Here is a 21,489-nt window from a genome sequence, read left to right on the forward strand (position 1 = left end):
GGCGCTGATTCCGCACGGGCCTCCTGTCACGAAAGCCGTGGTGCGGTCCGCGTTTTGCCTGGTCATGCCGCCAACGTTAGGAGCAGTGCGGGCGAGGTGGGAGGGTGCGCCGCACCTACCCGGCGGCCGTCCGAGTCGCGTTACCGTCCCTGTCGTGGACCGCGAAAACAAGCTCGGAAACTATCTGCGCGCCCGGCGCAATGTGACGACACCCCGGGAGGCCGGGTTCCCCGACGACGGCTCACGGCGGGTGCCGGGGCTGCGGCGAGACGAGGTGGCTCTGCTCGCCGGGGTGAGCACCGACTACTACATCCGTCTGGAACAGGGCCGCGAGAGGCACCCCTCCGAGCAGGTGCTCCAGGCGATCGCACGGGCCCTGCGGCTCGACGACGACGCTGCCGCTCACCTGTTCCGGCTCGGCCTGCCCACACCCGCACGGTCTCCGGCCCCGGCCAGGACTGTCAGCCCGGAGCTGCTGCGGCTGATGGACGGCCTGAGCGGCGTACCCGCGTTCGTGGTCGGACCGTCACAGGACATCCTGGCCGCCAACGCGATGGCGCAGGAGCTGTACCGCGGATTCGCCCGCTACGACAACCTGCTGCGGATGATCTTCCTTGATCCCTTCGCCCGCGAGCTCTACGGCGACTGGGACAAGGCGGCCGACATCGCCGTCAACAACCTGCGCGCCTCGTCGGCGCAGTTCCCCGATGACGAGCGTATCGAGCGTCTCGTTGGCAGCCTCGGCGTCCACAGCCCGGCCTTCGCGACCTTGTGGGCACGCTACGAGATCCGCCCGCGCACCCACGAGGACAAGCACTTCCACCACCCCCAGGCAGGCGAACTCCACCTGCATTACGAGGCGCTGGCCATCACCAGCGCTCCCGGCCAGCACCTGTCCCTCTACAGCGCGGAGCCCGGCAGCCCCAGCAGCGACGGCTTGATCCTGCTACGCCGCCGGGCCGAGCAGCACACCTCCGCGCAGAAAGGAACAGCCATCGATGACCGACACCCTCGCTGACGCCTCCGGAAGCTTCCACATCGCCGGCAAGAAGATCACCCGCCTCGGCTTCGGCGCGATGCGCCTCACCGGACTCGGCGTCTGGGGTGAGCCCGACGACCGCGACGCATGCGTCCGTGTGGTGCGCCGCGCCGTCGAACTCGGCGTCCAGCTCATCGACACCGCCGACTCCTACGGCCCCTGCGTCAGTGAAGAGATCATCCGGGAAGCTCTTCACCCCTACGCCGACGACGTGCTCATCGCCACCAAGGCCGGACTCACCCGCAACGGACCCGACATCATCGAGACGGATCAGGGAGTGGTGCGCCTCGGCCCCAAAGCCTGGCCGCCTGTGGGACGTCCGGAGTACCTGCGGCAGCAAGCCGAGATGAGCCTGCGGCGGCTCCGCCTGGACCACATCGACCTCTTCCAGTTGCACCGCGTCGACCCGAAGGTCCCGTTGGCAGACCAGGTCGGTGAACTCAAGAACCTCCAGGACGAAGGCAAGATCGTGGCGATCGGACTGTCCCAGGTGACGATCGACCAGATCGAAGAGGCACGCGAGACCGCCGACATCGTGACCGTCCAGAACCGCTACAACCTCACCGACCGCAGCTCGCGCGACGTCCTCGACCACTGCGCCCGAGAGGGCATCGGCTTCATCCCCTGGGCACCGGTGGCCGCCGGAGCACCCGCCCGTCCGGGCGGACCACTCCATCGGGTCGCCGCCGCGCACGGCGCCGGCCCGTCCCAGGTCGCGCTCGCCTGGCTGCTGGCCCACTCCGAGGTCATGCTGCCCATCCCCGGCACCTCGAAGGTTCCGCACCTGGAGGAGAACCTCGCGGCAGCGACGCTGCGCCTGAGCGCCGAGCAGGTCGACGAGCTCACCAACGCCGACCGGGAAACGGTGCAGCACGTGCTCGACGACGAGACCGCCGCCCTCGGGGCCCAATACCCCTGGGCCCGGATCGAAGAGGTCCGCGCGCTTTTCGAACGGACGGCCATGGCCCGGGAGTTGCCCCCCTTCTTCACCCCGGATGCCTACTCCCGGCACCTTGTCCGGCACGCGGAGGCGCGCTCATGAACAGGAACATCCGACGGGTGGGAGTGGTGGGCGGCGGTCAGATGGGGGCCGGCATCGCCGAGGTGTGCGCCCGCGCCGGGCTGGACACCGTCGTCTGCGAGGCGGACGCGGTGGCCGCCCGTGCCGCCCGGGAGCGGGTGGCCGTCTCCTTGGAACGCGCCGTCCAGCGGGGGAAGCTGGACCGGATCTCGGCGGAGGACGCGCTCACGCGTATGGTCTTCACCGGCAGCCTGGACGACCTCGCCGACCGGCAGCTCGTCGTCGAGGCCGTCGTCGAGCACACCGAGGCGAAGACGGAGGTCTTCACCGCCCTCGACAAGATCGTCGAAGATCCGGAAGCGATCCTGGCCACCAACACCTCCGCCATCCCGGTCATGCGCCTGGGCATGGCCACCCGGCGCGCCGACCGCGTCCTCGGGCTGCACTTCTTCAACCCGGTGCCCGTGCTGCCCCTTGTGGAGGTCGTCACGTCCCTGCACACCTCACCGCGTGTCACCGCGTCGGCCGAGGAGTTCGTCAGCACGACACTGGGCAAGACCGTGGTCCGCTCTCAGGACCGGGCCGGCTTCGTCGTCAACGCCCTGCTCATCCCCTACCTCCTGTCAGCGATCCGGATGGCCGAATCCGGCTTCGCCTCCGCCGCCGACGTGGATGCCGGGATGGAACTGGGCTGCGCGCACCCGATGGGGCCGCTCAAGCTGGCCGACCTGATCGGCCTCGACACGGTCGCCTCCATCGCCGCATCGCTGTACGACGAGTTCAAGGAACCCCTCTACGCGCCGCCTCCCCTGCTTCTGCGCATGGTCGACGCGGGGCTGCTCGGCCGCAAGACGGGCCGTGGGTTCCACACGTACGACCGGGGTTGAGGGACCCGGGTCAGGTCGGGGCTGAGGGGCCGCGACTGCTGTGGTGCGGGGGTGCGGGGCGCCTGACCGGGCGACTCCGTACCCCTGCGCGCGGTGCTCCGTCCACCGGCCGCAAGCCCATGACCCGGGAGGCGGTCGCGCGGCCGCCCCGGCGTACGTCGATCCCCCGGCCCGCGCGCGGTGCCGGGCCGGGAAGGGAACGCGATCATCCGCGACACCCTTGCCCAGCGACCGGCCCGGTTCGGTGAACCGCGCTCGGCGGTGACCGGGTGCCTGGTACCTTCCGGGATGTGTCGCGCGGACGGTGTCAGTCGTTCGGTGCTTCGCGGGCCTTGCCCGTCACCTCCGGTGGGGTGGAGTTCGAAGCTCGCCGGTCGCCAAGGCTCGCAGGGCCCGGCCGTCCGTCGCCGAGGTGGTCGAATACGTCGAGGGCGACCCGGGTTTCGAGGTCGTCCGGGCCCACGGTGCGTCCCAGGCGCGCTTCGGCGCTCTTGACGCGGTAGGCGACGGTGTTGCGGGCGATGTGGAGCTGTTCCCCGGTGTGGAGCAGGCTGCGTCCCGAGGCGAGGTAGTGGCGCAGGGTCTGGCGCAGGTCGGCTGTGCGGGAGTGATCGGTGGCCAGCGGCCCCAGGATGTCGTGGACGAACCAGCCGGCCTGTTCGGTGTTGGCCGTCATGAGCGCGGCCAGGCGGACCTGTCGGTAGTCGCACAGATCGCTCCGGCCGCTCTGCCAGGCGACTCGTGCGGCCTCGCGGGCGCACAGGTGGGTGCGGCGCAGTCCGTCGATCGCGTGGGCCGGCGGGCCGAGGGCGCCGCGTACTTCCGGATGCCGGGACAGGGCGGTGCGGAGGTACCGGGCCAGGTCGTCGCCGGGTTTGTGGTGGGAGCCGATCCAGAGCCAGCTGACCGCCCGGTCCACCGGTACGGCCAGGACCGAGGCTTCGTTGATGGTGCGAGCGATCCGGGTGGCGACGGCGGACAGGCCGGGGTTGGGGAAGGCGCCGTCGTCGCCCGGGACGGTCCACAGGATGCAGGCGACGTGATGGCGGTTGAGTGGATAGCCGAGGACTCGCTCGGCGTTCTCGTGGGCCTCGGCCGTGAGGTGTTCTCCGGCGAGGATGCGTTCCAGGACGGCGAGCCGGGCGGCTGCCGTGCTGTTGCGCCAGCGTTCCCGTTCGAGGATGTACTCCTCGGCCATCGCGGAGGCATGGACATCGGCGTAGTCGAACAGCAGCTCGCTGACGCGCTGGGTCTCGGCCAGTCGGTCCGGTGCGGCCTCGTGCCGGTCGATGGCGCGGGTGAGTTCTCGTGCCAGGTAAACGTGTCCGATCCTGGTCGCTCGCAGCACGCGGTCGAGCGGGATGCCGCGCCGGGCGAACTCATGGTCACTGTCGATGGCTTCCGCGGGCAACACCTCCCGGCCGGGCTGCACGCCCTTCAGCAGGGCGCGAGGAGCTGATCCGCTCCCCGGCACCCCTACACCCGCTCGTCGCTGGAAGCCGCCCCCGCTCCACGCACCGCGGCACCCGTCACCGCCACCGGGGCCCGCGTCGTCCTGGAGGCCCGCGGCCTGCGCAAGAGTTACGGCGAGCGCACGGCGGTGGACGGTGTGGACCTGCGGCTGCGGGCCGGCGAGTCGCTCGGTCTGGTCGGCGGCTCGGGCTCGGGCAAGAGCACCGTCGCCCGCCTCGTACTGGGGCTGTTGCGGCCGGACGATGGGGAGGTCCTCCTCGACGGCGCGGCGTGGTCCGCGCTCCCGGAACGCCGGCGCCGCGCCCGCAGGCACCGCATCCAGCTGATCCAGCAGGACCCGTACGGCTCGTTCGACCCCCGCCTCACCGTGGAGCGCATCCTCACCGAGGCCTTGCCCCGCGAAGCCCCGCGCGCCACCCGGGTGGGCGAACTCCTCTCCCTGGTTGGTCTGTCGGAGCACCACCTGTCCCGCCGGCCCCACCAGCTCTCCGGCGGCCAGCGCCAACGCGTCGCGATCGCCCGCGCGTTGGCGCCCCGACCGGCGGTGCTGGTGTGCGACGAGCCGGTCTCCGCACTGGACGTCTCCCTGCAGGCCGAGATCCTCGATCTCCTCGACGGCCTGCGCTCCCGCCTCGGCCTCGCCCTGCTGTTCATTTCCCACGACCTCGCGGTGATCCGGCACATCAGCGACCGGGTGGCAGTGATGCGGAACGGCAGCTTCGTCGAAGAAGGCAGCACCGAGAGGCTGTTCGGCGCACCCGCCCACCCGTATACGAAGGAGCTGCTGGCGGCGTCCCCCGGCCGGGCCCGGGAGCGCGGCGACCGGCCGGAGACCGAGCAGACCTGACAGCGCCGGCCGGTCGCGGGACGCGGGCCGAGGCATGGTGTGACGAAGACTGGCGGCTTCCGGCTGTCGGATTCTGGTTCTCGTGCACCACCAGCACTCGGGTGCTGTGGGCGGGTAGGACCTCTTCATGGTATTTCGGTAGCGACTGGGCGGTACCGACGATGCAGAGGTGTGCGTGTGAGAGCGGTGCGGAAATCCGGGGTCGGCGGCATGCTGAGAATCCGTCCGACACCACGGTGGGTCGTTCCCCTGTTCACCATCCTCGGGGTGGCGCTCGTCCCCTGGACCCTGTACCTGGCGTTCACGCTGCCCCGGCGAGCCACTTTGGCCTCCTACGACGCACCGTGGGTGGGATTCGACATCGGCCTGGCCGCCGTCATTCTGCTGACGGCGGTGCTCGCCCACCGACGACACCGGCAGGTGAATCTCGCGGCCGTGGCGGTGACGACCATGCTGGTGGTCGATGCCTGGTTCGACGTGATGACCACGCCCCGTGGGGAGGCGGGCGGCATTCTCGTCGCTCTGGCCACCGCCTTCCTGGTCGAACTTCCTCTTGCGGTCCTGTCGTTGTGGATCGCGTTGACCGCCGGCGACCTGACCGGCACCGAGCTCCCACACCCGCCCGGCCGGGCAGACCGTGCCCAGCGGGATTCGCCCTCGGGTTCGCCGGATCGGACAGACTGATGCCATGAGTGCTATGCAGCGGCACCGTCGGGTCGCGTCCTCGACCGGGCGCGGGCCTTCCGGCCGTCTGCCCCGCTCCCCACCTCGCGCGGCGGACGGCCCAGTGAGAGGCGAAGTCCAGAAGGCCGCCTCCATCACCGATGGCTGCACCTTGACGTCGTGTCAGGGTCAAGGTCCGGGTGCGGGTGCGGGAGCCACGGCGGCGTTTCCGGCTCGCAGGTGAGCGTGCTGACAATTGTCCGAGAGCGGTCCGCATGACGTTGCCGCCATGGCGGCATCGCGTCCTCCATCAGGCCGCCGGGTGCACGTACGACGAGGCCCCTTATTGCGGCTGCCGCACCCCACCATTGGGATGACTTCGCCCGTGCAGTTGCCCTGCGAATACACACCTACAGCCCTGTACAGGGTGGAATTGCCCCTTGGGTCACGGGCTGTCTCGCACGGTGCATCGCGACGGGATTCGCTCGCCCGGTGGGCATTCCTGGTGGGCCAGGTGCGGTCACGGTGTTCATGGCTCCCGCGTCGGTTGCCGGGACGCCCGCAGCCATCCGCGGCGGGTGTTCCCTCGCCGACGTGCACACGGACGTTCAGAGGGAGAGGACACTGCGTGAGCGTGCAACAGGTGGGCATCGTCGTCCACGAAGGGCGTCCCGCCGCCGTAGCGGCCGCCGATGTCGTCCGACGGTGGTGCGTGCGGCAGGGCGTCGGCTGCGTCGCCATCGACGTGTGGAGTCAGGACGAGCAACGGCGGGATGCGCGGGAGGAGGTCGATGCTGCCGGTGGCCCCGACCTGATCGTCACGCTCGGAGGAGACGGTACCTTCCTCCGCGGAGCGCGCCTGGCCGCACAGAACGACGCTCTGGTCCTCGGCGTCGACCTGGGCACCCTCGGGTTCCTGACCGAAGTCCCGGCCGACGACGTCGAGTGCGCGCTGGACACCGTCCACCGCGGTCAGGTGAATGTCGAGACCCGCCTGATGCTGACGATGCGGGCGTCCCGGCCACTGGGACTCCCCGAGGGGATGGAAGCCCTCCTGCGCTACGGCCGGGGCCCCGCGCTCCCGCCCCCGCTGGTGCGCCCCGAGTGTGCCGTCGCCCTCGACTGGGGTGTGGCCCTCAACCTGACGGCCCTCAACGACATCGTCCTGGAAAAACTGGCCCGCGACCGGCAGGTCTCCCTCGGCGTGTACCTCTCGGGCCAACTGCTCGCCTCGTACTCCGCCGACGCCGTCCTGGTCGCCACTCCCACCGGATCCACCGCCTACAGCTTCGCCGCCGGCGGCCCTGTCATCTCCCCCGCGGCCGATGCCATCGTCTTCACCCCCGTCGCCCCGCACATGACCTTCAACCGCTCGGTGGTCGCCGCCCCCGACGAGGCCGTTGCCGTGCGCGTCCTGGAACACTCCGGCCGCGCGGCGGTGAGCGTCGACGGCCAGTTGCGCGGCGTCCTCGATCCAGGGGACTGGATCGGCGTCTACGCGGCTCCGCGGCGCCTGCGCGTCGTGCGCCTCGGACCGACCGATTTCTACGGCCGGCTGCGGGAGCGCATGCGCCTGACCGACGCCCCCGCAGCAGCCGACGCCGGCATCACCCCCCTGTGGCCCCACACCAGCCCACCCCCCGCAGATCTCGCGCACCTCCGCCTTCCGCACCTCCCCCTGGACGTCGACTGAACTGAACCCCGCCCACCCGGCCCCGCGGGCCCACACTCCGCACCGGAAGCGGAACCGTGCGGCACAGGAATCCTGCCGGGCAATCCGGGCCCGAGGTATGACCTTCCTGACACGCGCTCCACGGCTCCGACAGGAACTCGTGGAGAGCAATGTCGCCCGGAACGGCGTGCCCGGGATCCTCCTGGTACGGATGTCGATCGACAAGGTCGTGGCGATCAGCGGCGTAGCCGACTGAGAGAGCAGATGCGAGGCAATGGCGCCGGCTTTGGCACCTGCGTCAGGTGTGCACAGGCGGATGAGGTCTGTACGCGCGCAACCAGTGGGCATCGCTTCCTCGATCCTTTGGCTACGGCTCCGCTAATCCGCCTCCGTCATCGCCGGAGACGTGTTGCGCCGACCGGGCCGCGATGTCCTGCAATGCCGTCAGATGCGCTTGCAGCGCGAGGTGTCCGTCACGGCTCAAGTTCAGCCAGGTACGAGGGGTCTTGCCGACGTAGCCCTTCTTCACCTCGACGAATCCTCGTTTGCTCAGCGTGCTGATCTGTTTGGACAGCGCCGAATCCGACAGGTTCAGGGAGTCGCGGACGAACTTGAACTCGGCCCATCGTGTGGCCGCCAGCAGTGCGGTGATCGACAAGCGGGTGGGGTCCAACAACAACGGGTCGATTTCAGGAGCGGTCATGGGCGTCCCCGAGTTGACCGAGGCGCTTGAGTCGCTCGGTCTGACGGTTGGACTGGAACATCGTCGCCAGCCCGAGAGCAAGCCCCATCAGCAGATGCCAGTAGGGGATGTGGGTCAGGATCACGCCAAAAGTCAGGAAAACGACGGCCGCGACGCCTATGAAGGTAAACGTCCGCTGGCGAGAACGCTGCTCCGCCAACCCCGGCGGGATGATCCCCCGCACCTGCAACCCCGGAGGAAGGCCGAGCAGGCTCCGCCCCCATCGCGTGTACTGGCCGACGAGAAACGCCACTGTCAGGGGCGCCAGAACCCCGAAGCACCATGGCCACCACCGTTCCAGGTGGAGTAGCGGCAGGAGGTCGGGTGTGGCGAAGACCAAGAACAGATGGGTACCCCAGGCTATCGAGAACCAACGGGGCTGACGTTGTGCGTCTATCGCCTGGTCACGTCGCCGCTGGACGTCATCAAGGGCGCGGGCTGCGTGTTGGGCGTCGGGTTCAAGGGGCACGGGCCACCTCCGGGCGAGGTCGTAGGAGTCAGCGGAAGCACTTTCCTGAACGGAAAGCTACCAAGCACTTTCCGCTGAGGCAAGTGCTTGCCTCAGCGAAAGAAGAGGGAACACCGGGAGAGCCTCGACTGCCGTCCGAGTGCCCCTCACAGGCGACCGCAGCAATGACGCCGAGGACCCGAACACCCGCCGCACACCCGGGGTGCAGGGATACGCGCGCCCCCGTCCACCGCGCCGTGTTCGCGCGAACCTGCCGCGGGGGCATACGCGTTGGGCCCGACCACACCGCCGGGGGGGCCGCCCAATGTGCCCGACCGGTCGGCCGTGAACCCGGGTAGCGACCCTGGACTCACCCTGGACTCGATCGGGGTGCGGGTCTTCGCCTGTGCCCTGGCATGGCGCCGGCATCAGCCAGAAGGCGTCCGGAGATCTACTCGCCGGACACCGGACCGGAGATCGCCCCAGGCGCTCTCCCTCGGGCGACCTCACGGAATCGCAGTGGTGTGCCCCCGTCACGCTTCCGGAAGAACTTCGTGAAGTCGCTGGGGTCGGGGAAGCCCAGTCGGCGGGAGATCTCCGCGGAGGTGGCGTCGGTGTGGACCAGAAGGCGCCGGGCCTCCAGGAGGATGCGGGCGTCGAGGTACTGCCTGGACGTGGAACCGGTCGCGGCCTGGGCGGCGCGGGTCAGAGTACGGACGCTGTAGCCGAGTGCGGCGGCATAGTTGCTGACGTGGTGGGAGTCTGCGAAGTCGTTCGCCCGACGCCGAACCGGTGTCGGGCCCGTGACCGCCACGTCAACTGCCTGTCGGAGCACGAACGCCACGCGCTCATGGCGCTGTTGCCTGCTCGGTCAGCAACTCAGCCGTCTTCGGCCGACCCTGAAGCCGACCCGCGCCGGCCCGAGCGGGACCACGGCCAGGATCTGCGTCCAAGAGGTGGCGCTCATCTCCGGCACGGCGACGAACGTCGCCGTGGAGTACGTCCAGCCGGGCGAGAACTGCGCAGCCATCTTCCCCGCGACCAGACCACGATCAACGATCGCCGTCGGACGAGCCGCAGCTCACCGTGCACGAACGCGCTAGCCGTATGCCTTCAAGGCGTTCCGCAGCCTCTCCTCCGGCCCGTGCACGAACAGCGCCCGCAGTCCGCTCAGGGGATCGCAGAGGTGGATATGGTCGTCGTCATCTTCATCGGGATCTTCGCCGTACTCGTCGTCGTCTCCCGAGTCGGGTTCGGGCCCCGCCACCATCGGGACGTCGTACAGATGGGGTTCGTCGGAGGGCTGCGGGCGCCGCCTCCACACGGCACCGCACTGCCGGACCTGGACCTCCCCGAAGTACCAGGCCGCGCCCACCAGGAACGGGTCGTCCTGCGAGGCCGAGATCTCCTCGTAGGTGCGGAACAGCCCACGCACCAGGCCTTCGAGCCGGTCGAGGGACTGAGGAGAGAAGTCCCACTCGGCGGTTCCTCCGCCCGCTTCCTCGGCCCACGCGGGGAAGGCCTGCCGCCGTTCGGCCAGCCAGGTGTTCAGCCGGTAGTTGTCCTCCCAGTCCGGACCCGCCAGGTCATCCGCCTCCTCCAGTTCCTTCAGCTCCTCTCCCGTGACGGGCGGCAGGGCCGGTGTCTCCAGATGTTCCGGGCGGACCAGCGGCCACAGCGCGGTGGGCCAGGTCGGCTCCCCCCAGACGTACTCCCCCTCCGGGACGCGGTCCGGGAAGCGGTCCACCACGTCGCGCAGACTCTCGCCGGCAACGACGGCACGCAACATGACGGGGAGAAGTTCGGCGTGACCGTCGTAACGGAGCCGCTGGTTAACGAATACGGCGCCGGCCCAGTAGCCGTCCTCCGCGTGCCAAGTGCCGGGCGGAGCATCGGGGTTGACCCCGCGGTACTGCCACTGGGCGCCCTTGCGCTCGACGATGCACTGACCCACGTACCAGGCGGCCATGACCCAGAACGGTTCGTCGCTGGCCTCGTAGTAGTCCTCGACCGTCGGGAAACTCTTGCGCAGCAGCACCTCCAGCCTGTCCAGGGACTCGGGGGTGAAGTGCCAGCGCTCCCGGCCACCGGCTTCCTTGGCCCACCAGTTGAGGTAGTCGAGCATGCGGGCGTTCCGCCAGCGGTACGCGGTGTCGGCGGCCGTGAGCAGGCACCCGTAGTAAACCCACGGCGTGGGCACCCGCTTCGGCCACCACTCCGGGTGCTCCCGCTGCCGGGTCCTGACTGCCTTGCGCAGCAGGCGCGCGACTGTGGCGAAGACCCTCCCGGTCCGCTCCGTTACGGCCTGACCGACGAGAAGGAGCGGAACGACCGGTTCAAGGCCGAGGACAGGGTCCGGGCACACCACGGGCAGCCCATCCGTGCCCACGCTCTCGTCCCAGTCCCAGCGCCCGCCTGCTTCCTCCAGTAGCGTCTCGCCCAGATAGACCGCGACGGACTCGATGAATATCGCGTTCGAGTCACTGCCGTCGTCGCCTTTGCAGAAGTCGAGCAGGTGCTCCTCCAGCTCCGGCAGCTCACGGGCGCAGTATTCGTGCTCCCATTCCTCGTAGGTGAACTCGTCGAGGAACCGGTCCATGATCTCGTGCAGGCACTCGATCCACAGGTACAGCTTGTGGGCGGGAGAATCCTCCGAGGCGTGCCTGCCCGCCATGTAGCCGTCGTCCGCCATGTAGCCATCCATGTAACTCCCCCATGTAGACATTCATGAGGCCCGACCGCAGTAGCGCTTCGTCAGGGTCTTTTGGTCGTGTGGTCTATGACGTCGTGCGCTCTGTGACGTCGTGTGGTCTATGACGTCGTGAGGTCTATGACGTCGTGAGGACTGTGACGTCGTGTGATCTGTGGTGGTGCATGCTGCCGTTCCTGGATCCAGGGGAAGGTTAAATCGTCCTTGCCGTCGGCGTCATCGCACGCTGTCCGGCAGTCCCGGCCGGTGATGCGGGAGCCCCTGCACCTCAAGTCCCCGTACCTCAAGTCCGGTATAGAGAAGCGGAATCGGCGGAGTGGCTCAAGGGCGGCAAGGCTCTCCGCATCGTAGGTCTGACCCTGCCGTTCGACGGCAATTTCCGGCTCCCAGGCGAGAGCGCCATGGCAGCGAAAGCAGACACAGCTCGCTGCCTGGCAAGTCCGCGATCATCGCCAGTACTGCTGGACTTGGCCCCTCCCCCAGAGCGCGACGTTCTCGCCGACGGGCCGCATCTTTCGGCACCTGGCACCATGTGCAGCCGGAGGGAGCCACGAACACGATCGCGGCCAGGACCTCGCAATCGCCGTACCGCCGCCGTCCACCGCCTTGAGGCCGTACCGGAGCCACCTCCACCACCCGCTCGAACAATCCCCCACCGCCCCTCGGGACGAGATGACGAAGTGTGGGACGGGCGGTCGAGCCGGTTCTGCCGTCGTGCCATCGGCAGTATCACGGCCCTGGGCTCGGGAGCATCGGAGCGTGGGTTCGCGCACGCGTACTGGTCATACTCGGTGCCGCCGGTGAGACCCTCAGCCGTGGTAGGCGGCGGTCGCGAGCCGGACGAACGAGCGGATCAGCGGATTCGAGTCGCCCTCGTTCCATACCGCCACCACGCGGCTCGGCGGCATGTCGATCAGCGGCACCACGCTGAGCCCCTCTGCCGGCTCGTGGTCCAGGAGAGTCATGCCGACCGTGCCGTTCCAGAGGACAGCTTGCTGACATTCCTGGACGGCGCGCACCACCGGACCCTCGCGAGTTTTCCCGCCGTTCCAGTACGACTGCCAGGCTGGGTCGGTGCCCTCCGGGAAGACGAACCAGCGGCGGTCGGCCAGGTCTGCCAGCTTCAGGCTGTCGCGGCGGGCCAGCGGATCGTCGGCGCGCAGCAGCGCTCCCACCGGGTCGGCGCGCAGCTCGTGCACGGTCAGGCCGGCCTCGTCGAAAGGCCCGCGGGTCAGGGCGACGTCGACCAGTCCGGCGTGCAGCCCGCAGGTGGGATCGGTCAGGTCGGTCTCACGGATGCGGACCTCAACGCGCGGGTGCCGCCGGTGGTAGGCGTCGGCCAGCCGGGTTGCGTCCGGGTCGGTGCTGTCACCCAGGATGCCGACGGTGATGGCCGCGTCGCCGGCCGCCGCCGCCACGCGTACGCGTACCCGGTCGGCCTGGTCGAGCAGGGCGCGCGCCTCATCGAGCAGTACCGCCCCCACCGGAGTGAGGGTGACACCGGCGGAGGATCGGTCGAACAGCGCGGCGCCGACCTCGGTCTCCAGCAGCTTGATCGCCCGGCTCAGTGGCGGCTGACTCATGTGCAGCCGGGCAGCGGCCCGGCCGAAGTGGAGTTCCTCGGCAACCGCCACGAAATAGCGCAGCGTGCGTAGCTCCATGGTGCAACGATACCCATACGGTATCGAGGTCGCTGAATGGGTCTTGGACAGTCGCAGGCCCTGGCAGTGGAATCGAGGCATGACTGACGATCTGAAGGCCAGTGAGCCGATTGCCGACCCCGCCGTCTCGGTGGTCGGTCCGGGCGACGGTGAGACGATCTTCCTGGGCACCACGCGACTGCGCGTCCTCGAAGACGGCAGCAACACCGGGCACCGCCTCGGGCTCGCCGAGTCCGTCCTCGCGCCGCACACGCCCGGACCGCCGCAGCACCGTCACGCCCAGCACGACGAGGGTTTCTACATCATCTCCGGCACGGTGCGCTTCACGGTCGGAGAGAAGGACTACGACGCGACCGCGGGCACGCTCGTGATGGTCCCGCCCGGAGCCCCGCACACTTTCGCCAATATGACCGACCAACCGGCCGTCATGCTCAGCACTTTCACACCAGACCTGTACGTGCGGTACTTCCGAGAACTGCAGGACATGATTGCCGGCGGCCAGGCTTTGACCCCACAGGCGAGCATCCAAACAATGAGCCGTTACGCCACCGAGCCCGCTACCGACTTCGCCTAGGGCGGGTCTCCTTGGTGCTATGAGGGACCGCGCATTCCGTGGATGGTGTGGACGCGTGGCTGGAACCGATCAGTCCGGGCGAGCTTGCCGCGCGCCTGCGCGAGGTGGAGGCCGAACGCGAAGCACTGCAGATCACGGCCAAGACCATCCGCGCGATGGCCGCCAGCCTCGACCTCGAACAGCCACCGCCCCCGGTCTGCCGGACGGCGCGGCCTATCAGCAGATCATGGCGTACACGACCAGGAACGACGGCCGCTGCGCGCCCGTGACCTGTGTCTGGCACTCGATCTCCCGGTGCTGCCCAAGCACGTCGAAGGCACCCGCGGGAAGCTCAAACGCCTGGTCGGCCTCGGATTCCTCGACGAGAGCGAACCCGGATTGTCCGCACAGCCCCGCCCATAGGCACGCACGGCCCCCGCCGACCAGTGACCCTGATCAAAACCAAGGCGCAAAACGGTCGAAGACCCGCTTATTTCCCTCTCAGTGCCCGACGCCGACCAGGCCAGGCACCAGCATGTTTGCCTGGGTCATGCCCCCAGGTCCTCCGTCACGGGCAGGCACTCGGCGAGCAGGTCGACGACGTCGCGCCAGGCTCGCTGCGCGTGCTGTGGGTGGTAGCCGACGCCGGGACGCACGGTGTGGTCGACCGGCGGGTGGTGGAAGGCGTGCAAGGCGCCGCCGTAGACCGCGAGGCGCCAGTCGACACCCGCGGCCTGCATCTCAGCGGTGAACGCGTTCCGTTGCGCGGGCGGCATGATCGGGTCTTCCGACCCGACCCCGGCCCACACCGGGCAGCGAATGCGCGCCGCCTCGCCCGGTCGGCCCGTGGTAGTTGCGTTGACTGTCCCGATCGCGCGCAGGTTGACGCCATCGCGCCCGAGTTCCAGCGCGATGGCGCCCCCGGTGCCGTAGCCGACGGCGGCTATCCGGTCGGGGTCGGTCCGCGGTTCGGTGCGCAACACGTCGAGCGCCGCGTGGCCGATGCCTCGCATCCGGTCGGGGTCGGCGAGCAGCGGCATGCAACGGGCCAGCATCTCCTCGGGGTCGCCCAAATAGCGCCCACCGTGAAGGTCGAAGGCCAGCGCTACATATCCCAGCTCGGCGAGAGCATCGGCCCTGCGGCGCTCGACGTCGCTGAGCCCCGTGCCCTCTGGTCCGAGCAGCACCGCGGGCCGGCGGTCGACACCGGCCGGGAGCGCGAGATGCCCGATCATCGTAAAACCGTCGGCCGGATACTCGACCGTACGCGTCGTAATCGTTGTCATGAGTCTGGACTGTAGTGATCGTCGGGCCCGGTCCGGCCGGTGTTCTGCCGCTGGCAGAACAGCCCGGGTATCCCAAATACGGCGAGGGCTCACAAGAACCGTCACAAACCCCGTCCCCACGGCAGCACTATCGGATCACCTGCCCAGGCCACGGTGTTGGAGGCTGACCCTCGCAGCAGGATTCTGGGGTATACCGGTCCGCTCCTGTGAAGGGCGTCACCAGCTAGTTCACCTCTGAGCCACGGAGACCGCCGGGTCGCGCTCAACGTCGCACTCATTTGCTTCGTTCAGTTCCAGCGGCAGCGTTTGTCTGTGGGTTCGGACAGTAATTGGTGATCTTGGGGCTCGTGGATGTTCACGAGAATTGGGTTCTGCCACGGATCTTGGGGAGTGGTCACGGTGGGCGATGCCGCTGTTCGAATCGAGGTAGGGCACAGGCAATGGCGGTTCGCCGTCGTGCCCGCGCCCCGGACTGCCTTGGCTCAGCCCAGTGCGTCCATCAGGGCGGTGACGTAGGCATCCAGCCGCTCCTCCACGGCTCGCGTCGTCAGCTCTGTCCTCCCTGCCTCCCGCCATGTCTGCGCCACCAACTGCACTTCTTCTGAGAACGCCAGCCCGTCCCGCACCTGCCAGTACAGCCGCTCGCTCGCGGCCGCTGCCAGCACCCCGCCGGCCTCCTCATACGCCTCAGCGAACCGCAGCCCCCACGCCGGGCCATGCAGCAGCGCGAGATTGGTGGAGCAGTGCGCGACATCGAGGTCCGCCGGGCCCCAGGAGGTCGCTGCCCAGTCGACGACGCCGGTGATCCGGGGACCTGCCGGCGTTGAAGGCAGCACGTCGAACAGCACGTTGCCCGGTTGGAAGTCCCGGTGCAGGAATCGCCCTTCATAGGGCGGCGCGGGCTGGCGGATCACGTCGATCGCCGCGGCCCATGCCGCCGCATCGGCGCCCTTCGGAGTCACCACGGTGTCGGCGGTCGTCAACGCCACACACCCCCGGGGCCGCTCGGCGGGTCGCAACGCGTGGATCGCCACGAGTTGACGGGCCAACAGAGGGACCCGCGTCGCCAATCCCTCATCGTCGAGGACCGTCCGGCCCGCCAGATGTGTCATAAGGAGCGACGGATACTCGCAATGCGCGGCGGTCGGATCAACCGCGACCAGTCCAGGAGCTCGCACGCCGGTCCCCGTGAGCAGGGTCAGGGCGCCGGCCTCCCTGTGCAGCCAGTCCTCGGCGTGCTCCACGTTGACGAAGGTCCGCAGCACCAGGTCGCGGGTGCCTCCGTCCCGCCTGCCGATGGTCAGTCGCCGCATTTCGGCGGTGATGCCGCCGTGCAGCGCCTCGGTTCTGACGATCCGTTCGCCGACCTCCAGGTGCCGGCTCACCCAAGCCAGTGTCAACGGTCGGACAGCCGCCGCATCATCGTGATTGGTCACCGTGCCACCCCATCATCCTACGACGGCACGCGCAAAAGCTTTTCGTCGGAGGCGATGGCAACCCTGCTCACTTCCTCGTGCTCGCTCAACGGCACGTCTCGCAGCTGCCGCAGACACCGTTCAGGCACCCGCATCGAGCCGTGGCCACACCAGGGCGTGCGCGGCCTTCTTGCGCTGGGCCCGTCGGCCGGCTGGTTCCGGGCGAAAGGCGCCGGGGCCGCCTGCGGGATGCTGGAAGGCGGCTCGTCCGACATCGGGGTGCGCAGGCACTCGCGGTGGGCGCGACGCAGGTCTCCACGGCCCGGCCCAGACCCTGCCACAGGTGGAACCGGTCGGCGACCTGGAGAGCGTCGAGGGCGCCGAGCCGGGCGCCTTCGGCGTAGGCGCCGGCCCGGTCCTGGCAGATGATCTCCACGCCTGGGTGGGCGGTGAGCCAGGCGGCCAGCGGTCCGGCCGTGCGGGTCGGGAGCACATCGACCACGCGATGGGTTTCTCCGCAGGTCAAGACGGTGGAGTAGATCTGCCCCCGGCGGGTCGCGAAGTCGTCCACGCCCAGCACGCGCGGCGTGCTGGACAGCGGGTCCGCAGCGCAACGACCCTGCGGAGCAAGGTCATCCGTCCCGCGCTAATACCCAGCTGGCTCGCCATGCGGGCGCCGGCCCGTCCGGCGAGCCCGAGCCCGACCCGTTCCAAGCGACCCGAAGCCACCATGATCTATCTCGCCAACCGCGCCGATGCCGGCCGTCTGCCAACAGCAGCAACGAAAACGACTGGGTGAGACGTCCGCTGACCAGCACAATGCCGTGGTGACCCGCTTCTCCTGCGCGCAATGTCATCGGACGCTGACCGGCGAACTCCGAGAAGTACCGCTGCCGCCACCGGTCATCCAGGACGAGCCCGGAGACCGCTTCATCCCACCCCGAATGCCCCGCGGAACGTTCGCCGTCAGCACTGAGATGAGCGGGTTCGTACTTCATCCCGACGATGTCCACGGCACGACGCTGCATACCGCCCCGGGGCGCCTCGCCGGATGCTGCCGACTCGACGGGCTTGACGGGCCCAACCTCGTGTGCGAGCAGTGTGGGGCCGAAGTGGCGACCCGCCAGTCCGACTGCTGGTCTCAGCAGCAGGTGATCCTCGCCCCGGACCAAGTCGCCAGCAGCAGCGAGAGCTCATCCTCGAAGCCGTGAAGGTTCGGCACGACCTGACACAGTCGCCGGAACATGTGTGCTTTGCCGAAGGACTCGTTGGAGGCGATCGCGACGCTGTTCTTCTCCTCGCGTTCGATCAGGACCTGGAAGAGGAAGAGAAGTTCGGCACCGTGCCGGTCGAGTTCCATGTAACCGAGTTCGTCGATGCAGAGGAGATCGACGCGGCCGTAGCGGGCGAGGGTCTTGTTCAGCTGCGTCTCATCGGCAGCCTCGACCAGCTCGTTCACCAGCTTCGTGGCCAGCGTGTAGCGGACGCGGTAGCCCTTTTGGCGGCCTCGGTGCCCAGGGCGATGAGCATGTGGGACTTGCCAGTGCCGGAATCGCCGATCAGGCAGAGCGGCTGACTCGCGGCACCGTGCTGCGGCCGGTCGACGCCCTCCCAGAGCCACAGCCACGGACTCCGCGGGTAGTTGGCGTCGACCAATGTGCGATGCGCAAGCGCCGGGTCTATGTGACCGTACTGGTCGACGTCGAGACCGGTCGGCCAGTGGACCTGTTGCCTGACCGCGAATCGGCAACGCTCGCAGCCTGGCTCAGCACATGTCCGGGGATCGAGGTGGTCTGCCGCGATCGCGCTCCGTTCGTCGCCGAAGGCCCCGAGCCGTGGCGCCGACGGATCTGCAGGTCGCGACCGTTTTCACCTCTGGCGCAACCTCGGCGAGGCCGCCGAGCGGTGCGTATCAAGGCATCGGGCCTGACTGCGGCGCCGGCCGCTGAGGCGAATCGCCCTCATCAGACTCGCCGGGAACGTCCCGCGCTACCAGCCGACCTCTCCCGTGGAGTCGAAAAGCGGCCCGCTCGGCCCACTCACTGAGAGGGCAAGCTGCGCTCGCCGCCGTGGGACAGGACGACCTCCCCAGCCTCCACACCCTCGCCGCAGGCATCGACCGCGACCGCGACGCCGTCATCGCCGGCCTCACGCTCTTCTGGAACTCGGGTGCGGTCGAAGGACACGTCAACCGGATCAAGATGCTCAAGCACCAGATGTTCGGACGTGCTGGCTTCGCCCTCCTGCGAAAGCGAGTCCTGCTCGCGCCATGACACGGACGGGCTGTCTGATCAGAGGCCAAGCCGCACCGGCCCGACTGGAACACCAGAGGTGATCAATGCAGTCAAAGAAGTCGCAAGGTCGCGGGGGGAGAAGAGGTCGGCACCTGCATATGAAGCGACTTCACGTGGGTGCCACCACTTCAGACCGTCCACCGCCCACGTCGGGATCACGGGTGACGTCGAGGACATGCATGCCCTCCACGCCGAACAACTCATCGGTCCGAGCCCGCCACGACGCGCCGGCGCCACACGTACGTGACGCACGCGAGGCCCTCTCTTGATTCAGTTGCTTGGGCGCTGCTGATCTTGGAAGGCCTCGCTCCGTCTCGCCCTCGCGCCACGCCGTGGATCCGGACACCGCGAGACGGCTCACCCAGGCTCATCTGGACCACTCACCCGGGCTCGTCCGAGAGAGCCAAAAAAAATCGGCCGGCGATGTCGAAAACCCGTGACTGGCTCCGTCCCCGAGGTGAACGTGACCAAAATAGGTCGCACCAGCACCGAGGAGAACCACGATGGCCAAGTACTTGCTGCTCAAGCACTACCGCGGCGCCCCGGCTGCAGTGAACGACGTGCCCATGGACCAGTGGACGCCGGCGGAGATCTCGGCGCACATGCAGTACATGCAGGACTTCGCGGCCCGGCTTGAGGGGACCGGCGAGTTCGTCGACGGTCAGGCGCTCGCTCCCGAGGGGAGGTGGGTCCGGTACGACGGTGAGGGTCGCCCGCCGGTCACCGACGGCCCGTTCGCCGAGACCAAGGACCTCATCGCCGGCTGGATGGTGATCGACGTCGACAGCTACGAGCGCGCCGTCGAGCTGGCCGGGGAACTGTCGGCCGCCCCTGGTGCGGGCGGGAAGCCGATCCACGAGTGGCTCGAGGTCCGCCCGTTCCTGGCCGCGCCGCCCACCATCACGGAGTGACCTCTCAGGTGAACGAGGTCCTGCTCCGGAGCCTCACCCCGAGCGTGCTCGGGATCCTCGTCCGCCGCGGAGTCAGCTTCGCGGCGGCCGAGGACGCCGTGCAGGACGCGCTGGTCGAGGCGGTCCGCGTCTGGCCGGCCGACCCGCCGCGGGACCCGAAGGGCTGGCTCGTCACCGTGGCCTGGCGCCGGTTCCTCGACGCAACCCGGGCGGACACCGCCCGCCGCCGGCGGGAGGACCTCGTCGACGAGGAGCCGGCGCCCGGCCCCGCACCCGCGGTGGACGACACGCTCCAGCTCTACTTCCTGTGCGCCCACCCGTCGCTGACGCCGTCATCCGCGGTCGCGCTCACGCTGCGCGCCGTCGGCGGGCTGACCACCCGCCAGATCGCCCAGGCCTACCTGGTGCCCGAGGCGACCATGGCGCAGCGCATCAGCCGGGCCAAGCGCACCGTCTCCGGCGTGCGGTTCGACCAGCCCGGCGACGTCGCCACCGTGCTGCGCGTCCTCTACTTGGTCTTCAACGAGGGCTACTCCGGCGACGTCGACCTCGCCGCCGAGGCCATCTGGCTCACCCGGCAGCTCGCGGCCGCGATCGACCACCCCGAGGTGGCGGGGCTGCTCGCCCTCATGCTGCTCCACCACGCCCGGCGCGCCGCCCGGACCGCGCCCGACGGCAGTCTGGTGCCGCTGGCCGAGCAGGACCGGGTCCGGTGGGACACCGAGTCGATCGCCGAGGGCGTCGAGATCCTGCAGGCGGCCCTCGCCCGCGACCGGCTGGGCGAGTTCCAGGCCCAGGCCGCCATCGCGGCACTCCACGCCGACGCACCCACCGCCGAGGAGACCGACTGGGTGCAGATCGTCGAGTGGTACGACGAGCTCGTGCGCCTGACCGACAGCCCGGTCGTCCGGCTCAACCGCGCGGTGGCCGTCGGCGAGGCCGACGGACCGCGCGCCGGCCTGGCGGCGCTCGCGGCGCTGAACGACTCACTGCCCCGCCACACCGCGGTGGCGGCGTACCTCCACGAGCGCGAAGGCGACCTCGCGACGGCGGCACAGCTGTACGCCGAGGCGGCCCAAAAGGCACCCAACCTCGCCGAGCGCGACCACCTGACGCGCCAGGCCGCCCGACTCAACGCCCGCCGGTGTCGCTGATGGGTCGCGCTCGGTTCCCGCATCCCAGCGACGACCCGCCCCTGCCCGGGGAACGATGCGACCTTGCCCCGGCAGACGCCAGAAGCTGACCGTCTGACCGGGGCGCAACCCACCCCGCCCCCGACGACATCCAACGTCACCACCAGCGACGCTCAGCCGACAGGGTGACAGCCGGAGCCGCTCAGGACGCCAAGGTCATCCCGTGGCAGGTTTCTGGCGTATCCGGGTCATGCCCGATACCCGCCCTTCGCTGACCTGGAGTGCGATGCTTGCCCCTCTGAGCTGCGGAGACACTGACCTGGTGCATCTTCAGGTTCCATAGTGACTTGGCGGGTAGGGCTCTCGTTCCTTTCGATGCGCTGCCATCGTCGGCATCTCGCCCGAGGCAACCTCGCGGGCGATCTCGGTTTCCTCCGCTTCGTACAGGGTCCCGGGATTCTCGCGTTGCCCCGTAGGAAGGCCTACCTCCTGTCGATCCTGCAGAGTGCGCCTCTCAAGTGCTTCATCATCAGGTCGCCGCGGCAGGCCTCTTCCATGGCCGCCCCCCGGGTTCCCTTCGACTGCTCGGTTGGATTTGTGATGATGCGCCATGCGTCCTCCTTCGTGAAACCGCGGCCTGGTTCCGCCAGATCGGCGGAGACCTCGCGTCCACCCTTGCCGTCGAGCCTCTTCACGCATCTCCCTGGCCGGGTGCTGACGGTGGCGCGGCGGCT

Annotated in this window: 23 protein-coding genes and 3 pseudogenes; 13 read left to right on the top strand and 13 right to left on the bottom strand. The window is 69.1% G+C overall.

Annotated features, from left to right (window positions below):
* The first annotated feature begins 154 nt into the window (after positions 1-154).
* The 3 genes and pseudogenes from ACGFWI_RS34150 to ACGFWI_RS34160 all read left to right on the top strand — a co-directional run bounded on the left by ACGFWI_RS34150 (position 155) and on the right by ACGFWI_RS34160 (position 2,947).
* On the top strand, positions 155-1,018 hold the full coding sequence (locus ACGFWI_RS34150) for a helix-turn-helix domain-containing protein (RefSeq protein WP_393909929.1): 864 nt from the start codon (positions 155-157) through the stop codon (positions 1,016-1,018).
* Positions 999-1,892 (top strand): annotated as a pseudogene (locus tag ACGFWI_RS34155) (aldo/keto reductase); the annotation flags it as partial. The gene ACGFWI_RS34150 and the pseudogene ACGFWI_RS34155, both read left to right, overlap by 20 nt.
* Positions 1,893-2,077: 185 nt before the next feature.
* Positions 2,078-2,947: a 3-hydroxybutyryl-CoA dehydrogenase gene (locus ACGFWI_RS34160; RefSeq protein WP_393909930.1), complete on the top strand. Its 870-nt coding sequence runs from the start codon at positions 2,078-2,080 to the stop codon at positions 2,945-2,947.
* A 307-nt stretch (positions 2,948-3,254) separates the two neighbouring features.
* On the opposite strand, the gene ACGFWI_RS34165 is transcribed toward ACGFWI_RS34160, so the two are convergent.
* The gene (locus ACGFWI_RS34165) at positions 3,255-4,379 is read right to left on the bottom strand and encodes a PucR family transcriptional regulator (RefSeq protein ID WP_393909931.1); all 1,125 of its coding nucleotides are present in this window, start codon (positions 4,377-4,379) and stop codon (positions 3,255-3,257) included.
* 168 nt (positions 4,380-4,547) lie between these two features.
* On the opposite strand from ACGFWI_RS34165, the gene ACGFWI_RS34170 reads away from it, so the two are divergent.
* From ACGFWI_RS34170 to ACGFWI_RS34185, 4 genes are all read left to right on the top strand, one after another.
* Entirely contained in the window at positions 4,548-5,267 is a 720-nt protein-coding gene (locus tag ACGFWI_RS34170) for an ATP-binding cassette domain-containing protein (protein ID WP_393909932.1), read from the top strand.
* 267 nt (positions 5,268-5,534) lie between these two features.
* On the top strand, positions 5,535-5,951 hold the full coding sequence (locus ACGFWI_RS34175; RefSeq protein WP_393909933.1) for a hypothetical protein: 417 nt from the start codon (positions 5,535-5,537) through the stop codon (positions 5,949-5,951).
* Positions 5,952-6,558: 607 nt separating this feature from the next.
* A complete protein-coding gene (locus ACGFWI_RS34180) occupies positions 6,559-7,623 on the top strand; it encodes an NAD(+)/NADH kinase (RefSeq protein WP_393909934.1) in 1,065 nt (354 codons plus the stop codon).
* 97 nt (positions 7,624-7,720) lie between these two features.
* On the top strand, positions 7,721-7,858 hold the full coding sequence (locus ACGFWI_RS34185) for a hypothetical protein (protein WP_393909935.1): 138 nt from the start codon (positions 7,721-7,723) through the stop codon (positions 7,856-7,858).
* 111 nt (positions 7,859-7,969) lie between these two features.
* On the opposite strand, the gene ACGFWI_RS34190 is transcribed toward ACGFWI_RS34185, so the two are convergent.
* From ACGFWI_RS34190 to ACGFWI_RS34220, 7 genes and pseudogenes are all read right to left on the bottom strand, one after another.
* The gene (locus ACGFWI_RS34190; protein ID WP_393909936.1) at positions 7,970-8,305 is read right to left on the bottom strand and encodes a winged helix-turn-helix domain-containing protein; all 336 of its coding nucleotides are present in this window, start codon (positions 8,303-8,305) and stop codon (positions 7,970-7,972) included.
* Positions 8,292-8,684 carry a hypothetical protein gene (locus tag ACGFWI_RS34195; RefSeq protein WP_393909937.1) on the bottom strand — a complete coding sequence of 131 codons (393 nt, stop codon included), beginning with the start codon at positions 8,682-8,684 and terminating at the stop codon, positions 8,292-8,294. The genes ACGFWI_RS34190 and ACGFWI_RS34195 overlap by 14 nt, the downstream gene beginning before the upstream one ends.
* Before the next feature lie 559 nt (positions 8,685-9,243).
* Complete coding sequence (locus ACGFWI_RS34200; protein WP_393909938.1) at positions 9,244-9,636, bottom strand: helix-turn-helix transcriptional regulator; 393 nt, start codon at positions 9,634-9,636, stop codon at positions 9,244-9,246.
* A gap of 27 nt (positions 9,637-9,663) precedes the next feature.
* Positions 9,664-9,822, bottom strand: coding sequence for a hypothetical protein (locus ACGFWI_RS34205; RefSeq protein WP_393909939.1), 159 nt, complete (start codon positions 9,820-9,822; stop codon positions 9,664-9,666).
* A gap of 69 nt (positions 9,823-9,891) precedes the next feature.
* Positions 9,892-11,496 carry a hypothetical protein gene (locus ACGFWI_RS34210; protein ID WP_393909940.1) on the bottom strand — a complete coding sequence of 535 codons (1,605 nt, stop codon included), beginning with the start codon at positions 11,494-11,496 and terminating at the stop codon, positions 9,892-9,894.
* Between the two features lie 522 nt (positions 11,497-12,018).
* Positions 12,019-12,150 (bottom strand): annotated as a pseudogene (locus tag ACGFWI_RS34215) (transposase); the annotation flags it as partial.
* Between the two features lie 161 nt (positions 12,151-12,311).
* Positions 12,312-13,163, bottom strand: coding sequence for a LysR family transcriptional regulator (locus ACGFWI_RS34220; protein WP_393909941.1), 852 nt, complete (start codon positions 13,161-13,163; stop codon positions 12,312-12,314).
* Positions 13,164-13,242: 79 nt separating this feature from the next.
* On the opposite strand from ACGFWI_RS34220, the gene ACGFWI_RS34225 reads away from it, so the two are divergent.
* The gene (locus ACGFWI_RS34225) at positions 13,243-13,737 is read left to right on the top strand and encodes a cupin domain-containing protein (protein WP_393909942.1); all 495 of its coding nucleotides are present in this window, start codon (positions 13,243-13,245) and stop codon (positions 13,735-13,737) included.
* 38 nt (positions 13,738-13,775) lie between these two features.
* Positions 13,776-14,006, top strand: coding sequence for a hypothetical protein (locus ACGFWI_RS34230; protein WP_393909943.1), 231 nt, complete (start codon positions 13,776-13,778; stop codon positions 14,004-14,006).
* A gap of 258 nt (positions 14,007-14,264) precedes the next feature.
* Here ACGFWI_RS34230 and ACGFWI_RS34235 read toward each other — a convergent pair whose 3' ends face one another.
* The 4 genes and pseudogenes from ACGFWI_RS34235 to ACGFWI_RS34250 all read right to left on the bottom strand — a co-directional run.
* A complete protein-coding gene (locus ACGFWI_RS34235; RefSeq protein ID WP_393909944.1) occupies positions 14,265-15,002 on the bottom strand; it encodes a dienelactone hydrolase family protein in 738 nt (245 codons plus the stop codon).
* Between the two features lie 482 nt (positions 15,003-15,484).
* Positions 15,485-16,387, bottom strand: a complete 903-nt coding sequence (locus ACGFWI_RS34240) for a phosphotransferase family protein (protein WP_393909945.1) — start codon at positions 16,385-16,387, stop codon at positions 15,485-15,487.
* 136 nt (positions 16,388-16,523) lie between these two features.
* Complete coding sequence (locus ACGFWI_RS34245; protein ID WP_393909946.1) at positions 16,524-16,997, bottom strand: transposase; 474 nt, start codon at positions 16,995-16,997, stop codon at positions 16,524-16,526.
* 639 nt (positions 16,998-17,636) lie between these two features.
* A pseudogene (locus ACGFWI_RS34250) lies at positions 17,637-17,995 on the bottom strand (ATP-binding protein); the annotation flags it as partial.
* Positions 17,996-18,079: 84 nt separating this feature from the next.
* On the opposite strand from ACGFWI_RS34250, the gene ACGFWI_RS34255 reads away from it, so the two are divergent.
* From ACGFWI_RS34255 to ACGFWI_RS34270, 4 genes are all read left to right on the top strand, one after another.
* The gene (locus ACGFWI_RS34255; protein WP_393909947.1) at positions 18,080-18,463 is read left to right on the top strand and encodes a hypothetical protein; all 384 of its coding nucleotides are present in this window, start codon (positions 18,080-18,082) and stop codon (positions 18,461-18,463) included.
* Positions 18,464-18,486: 23 nt separating this feature from the next.
* Complete coding sequence (locus tag ACGFWI_RS34260) at positions 18,487-18,690, top strand: hypothetical protein (protein WP_393909948.1); 204 nt, start codon at positions 18,487-18,489, stop codon at positions 18,688-18,690.
* A gap of 524 nt (positions 18,691-19,214) precedes the next feature.
* Positions 19,215-19,622 (top strand): YciI family protein, encoded by a 408-nt coding sequence (locus ACGFWI_RS34265; protein WP_393909949.1) that lies wholly within the window; start codon positions 19,215-19,217, stop codon positions 19,620-19,622.
* A gap of 8 nt (positions 19,623-19,630) precedes the next feature.
* Positions 19,631-20,776, top strand: coding sequence for an RNA polymerase sigma factor (locus ACGFWI_RS34270; protein WP_393909999.1), 1,146 nt, complete (start codon positions 19,631-19,633; stop codon positions 20,774-20,776).
* Positions 20,777-21,237: 461 nt separating this feature from the next.
* Here the strand turns inward: ACGFWI_RS34270 and ACGFWI_RS34275 are convergent, their stop codons facing one another.
* Positions 21,238-21,450 (bottom strand): hypothetical protein, encoded by a 213-nt coding sequence (locus tag ACGFWI_RS34275; RefSeq protein WP_393909950.1) that lies wholly within the window; start codon positions 21,448-21,450, stop codon positions 21,238-21,240.
* Between the last annotated feature and the right edge of the window lie 39 nt (positions 21,451-21,489).

The sequence above is a fragment of the Streptomyces sp. NPDC048434 genome (assembly GCF_043200375.1).
Taxonomy (GTDB): domain Bacteria; phylum Actinomycetota; class Actinomycetes; order Streptomycetales; family Streptomycetaceae; genus Streptomyces.

Excerpts from the sequence above, each read along its gene's own strand:
- ACGFWI_RS34185 (WP_393909935.1), top strand. The coding sequence starts at position 7,721 with ATGACCTTCCTGACACGCGCTCCACGGCTCCGACAGGAACTCGTGGAG.
- ACGFWI_RS34160 (WP_393909930.1), top strand. The coding sequence starts at position 2,078 with ATGAACAGGAACATCCGACGGGTGGGAGTGGTGGGCGGCGGTCAGATG.
- ACGFWI_RS34210 (WP_393909940.1), bottom strand. The coding sequence starts at position 11,496 with ATGGATGGCTACATGGCGGACGACGGCTACATGGCGGGCAGGCACGCC.
- ACGFWI_RS34205 (WP_393909939.1), bottom strand. The coding sequence starts at position 9,822 with ATGGCTGCGCAGTTCTCGCCCGGCTGGACGTACTCCACGGCGACGTTC.
- ACGFWI_RS34220 (WP_393909941.1), bottom strand. The coding sequence starts at position 13,163 with ATGGAGCTACGCACGCTGCGCTATTTCGTGGCGGTTGCCGAGGAACTC.
- ACGFWI_RS34235 (WP_393909944.1), bottom strand. The coding sequence starts at position 15,002 with ATGACAACGATTACGACGCGTACGGTCGAGTATCCGGCCGACGGTTTT.
- ACGFWI_RS34190 (WP_393909936.1), bottom strand. The coding sequence starts at position 8,305 with ATGACCGCTCCTGAAATCGACCCGTTGTTGTTGGACCCCACCCGCTTG.
- ACGFWI_RS34225 (WP_393909942.1), top strand. The coding sequence starts at position 13,243 with ATGACTGACGATCTGAAGGCCAGTGAGCCGATTGCCGACCCCGCCGTC.
- ACGFWI_RS34265 (WP_393909949.1), top strand. The coding sequence starts at position 19,215 with ATGGCCAAGTACTTGCTGCTCAAGCACTACCGCGGCGCCCCGGCTGCA.
- ACGFWI_RS34255 (WP_393909947.1), top strand. The coding sequence starts at position 18,080 with ATGCGCAAGCGCCGGGTCTATGTGACCGTACTGGTCGACGTCGAGACC.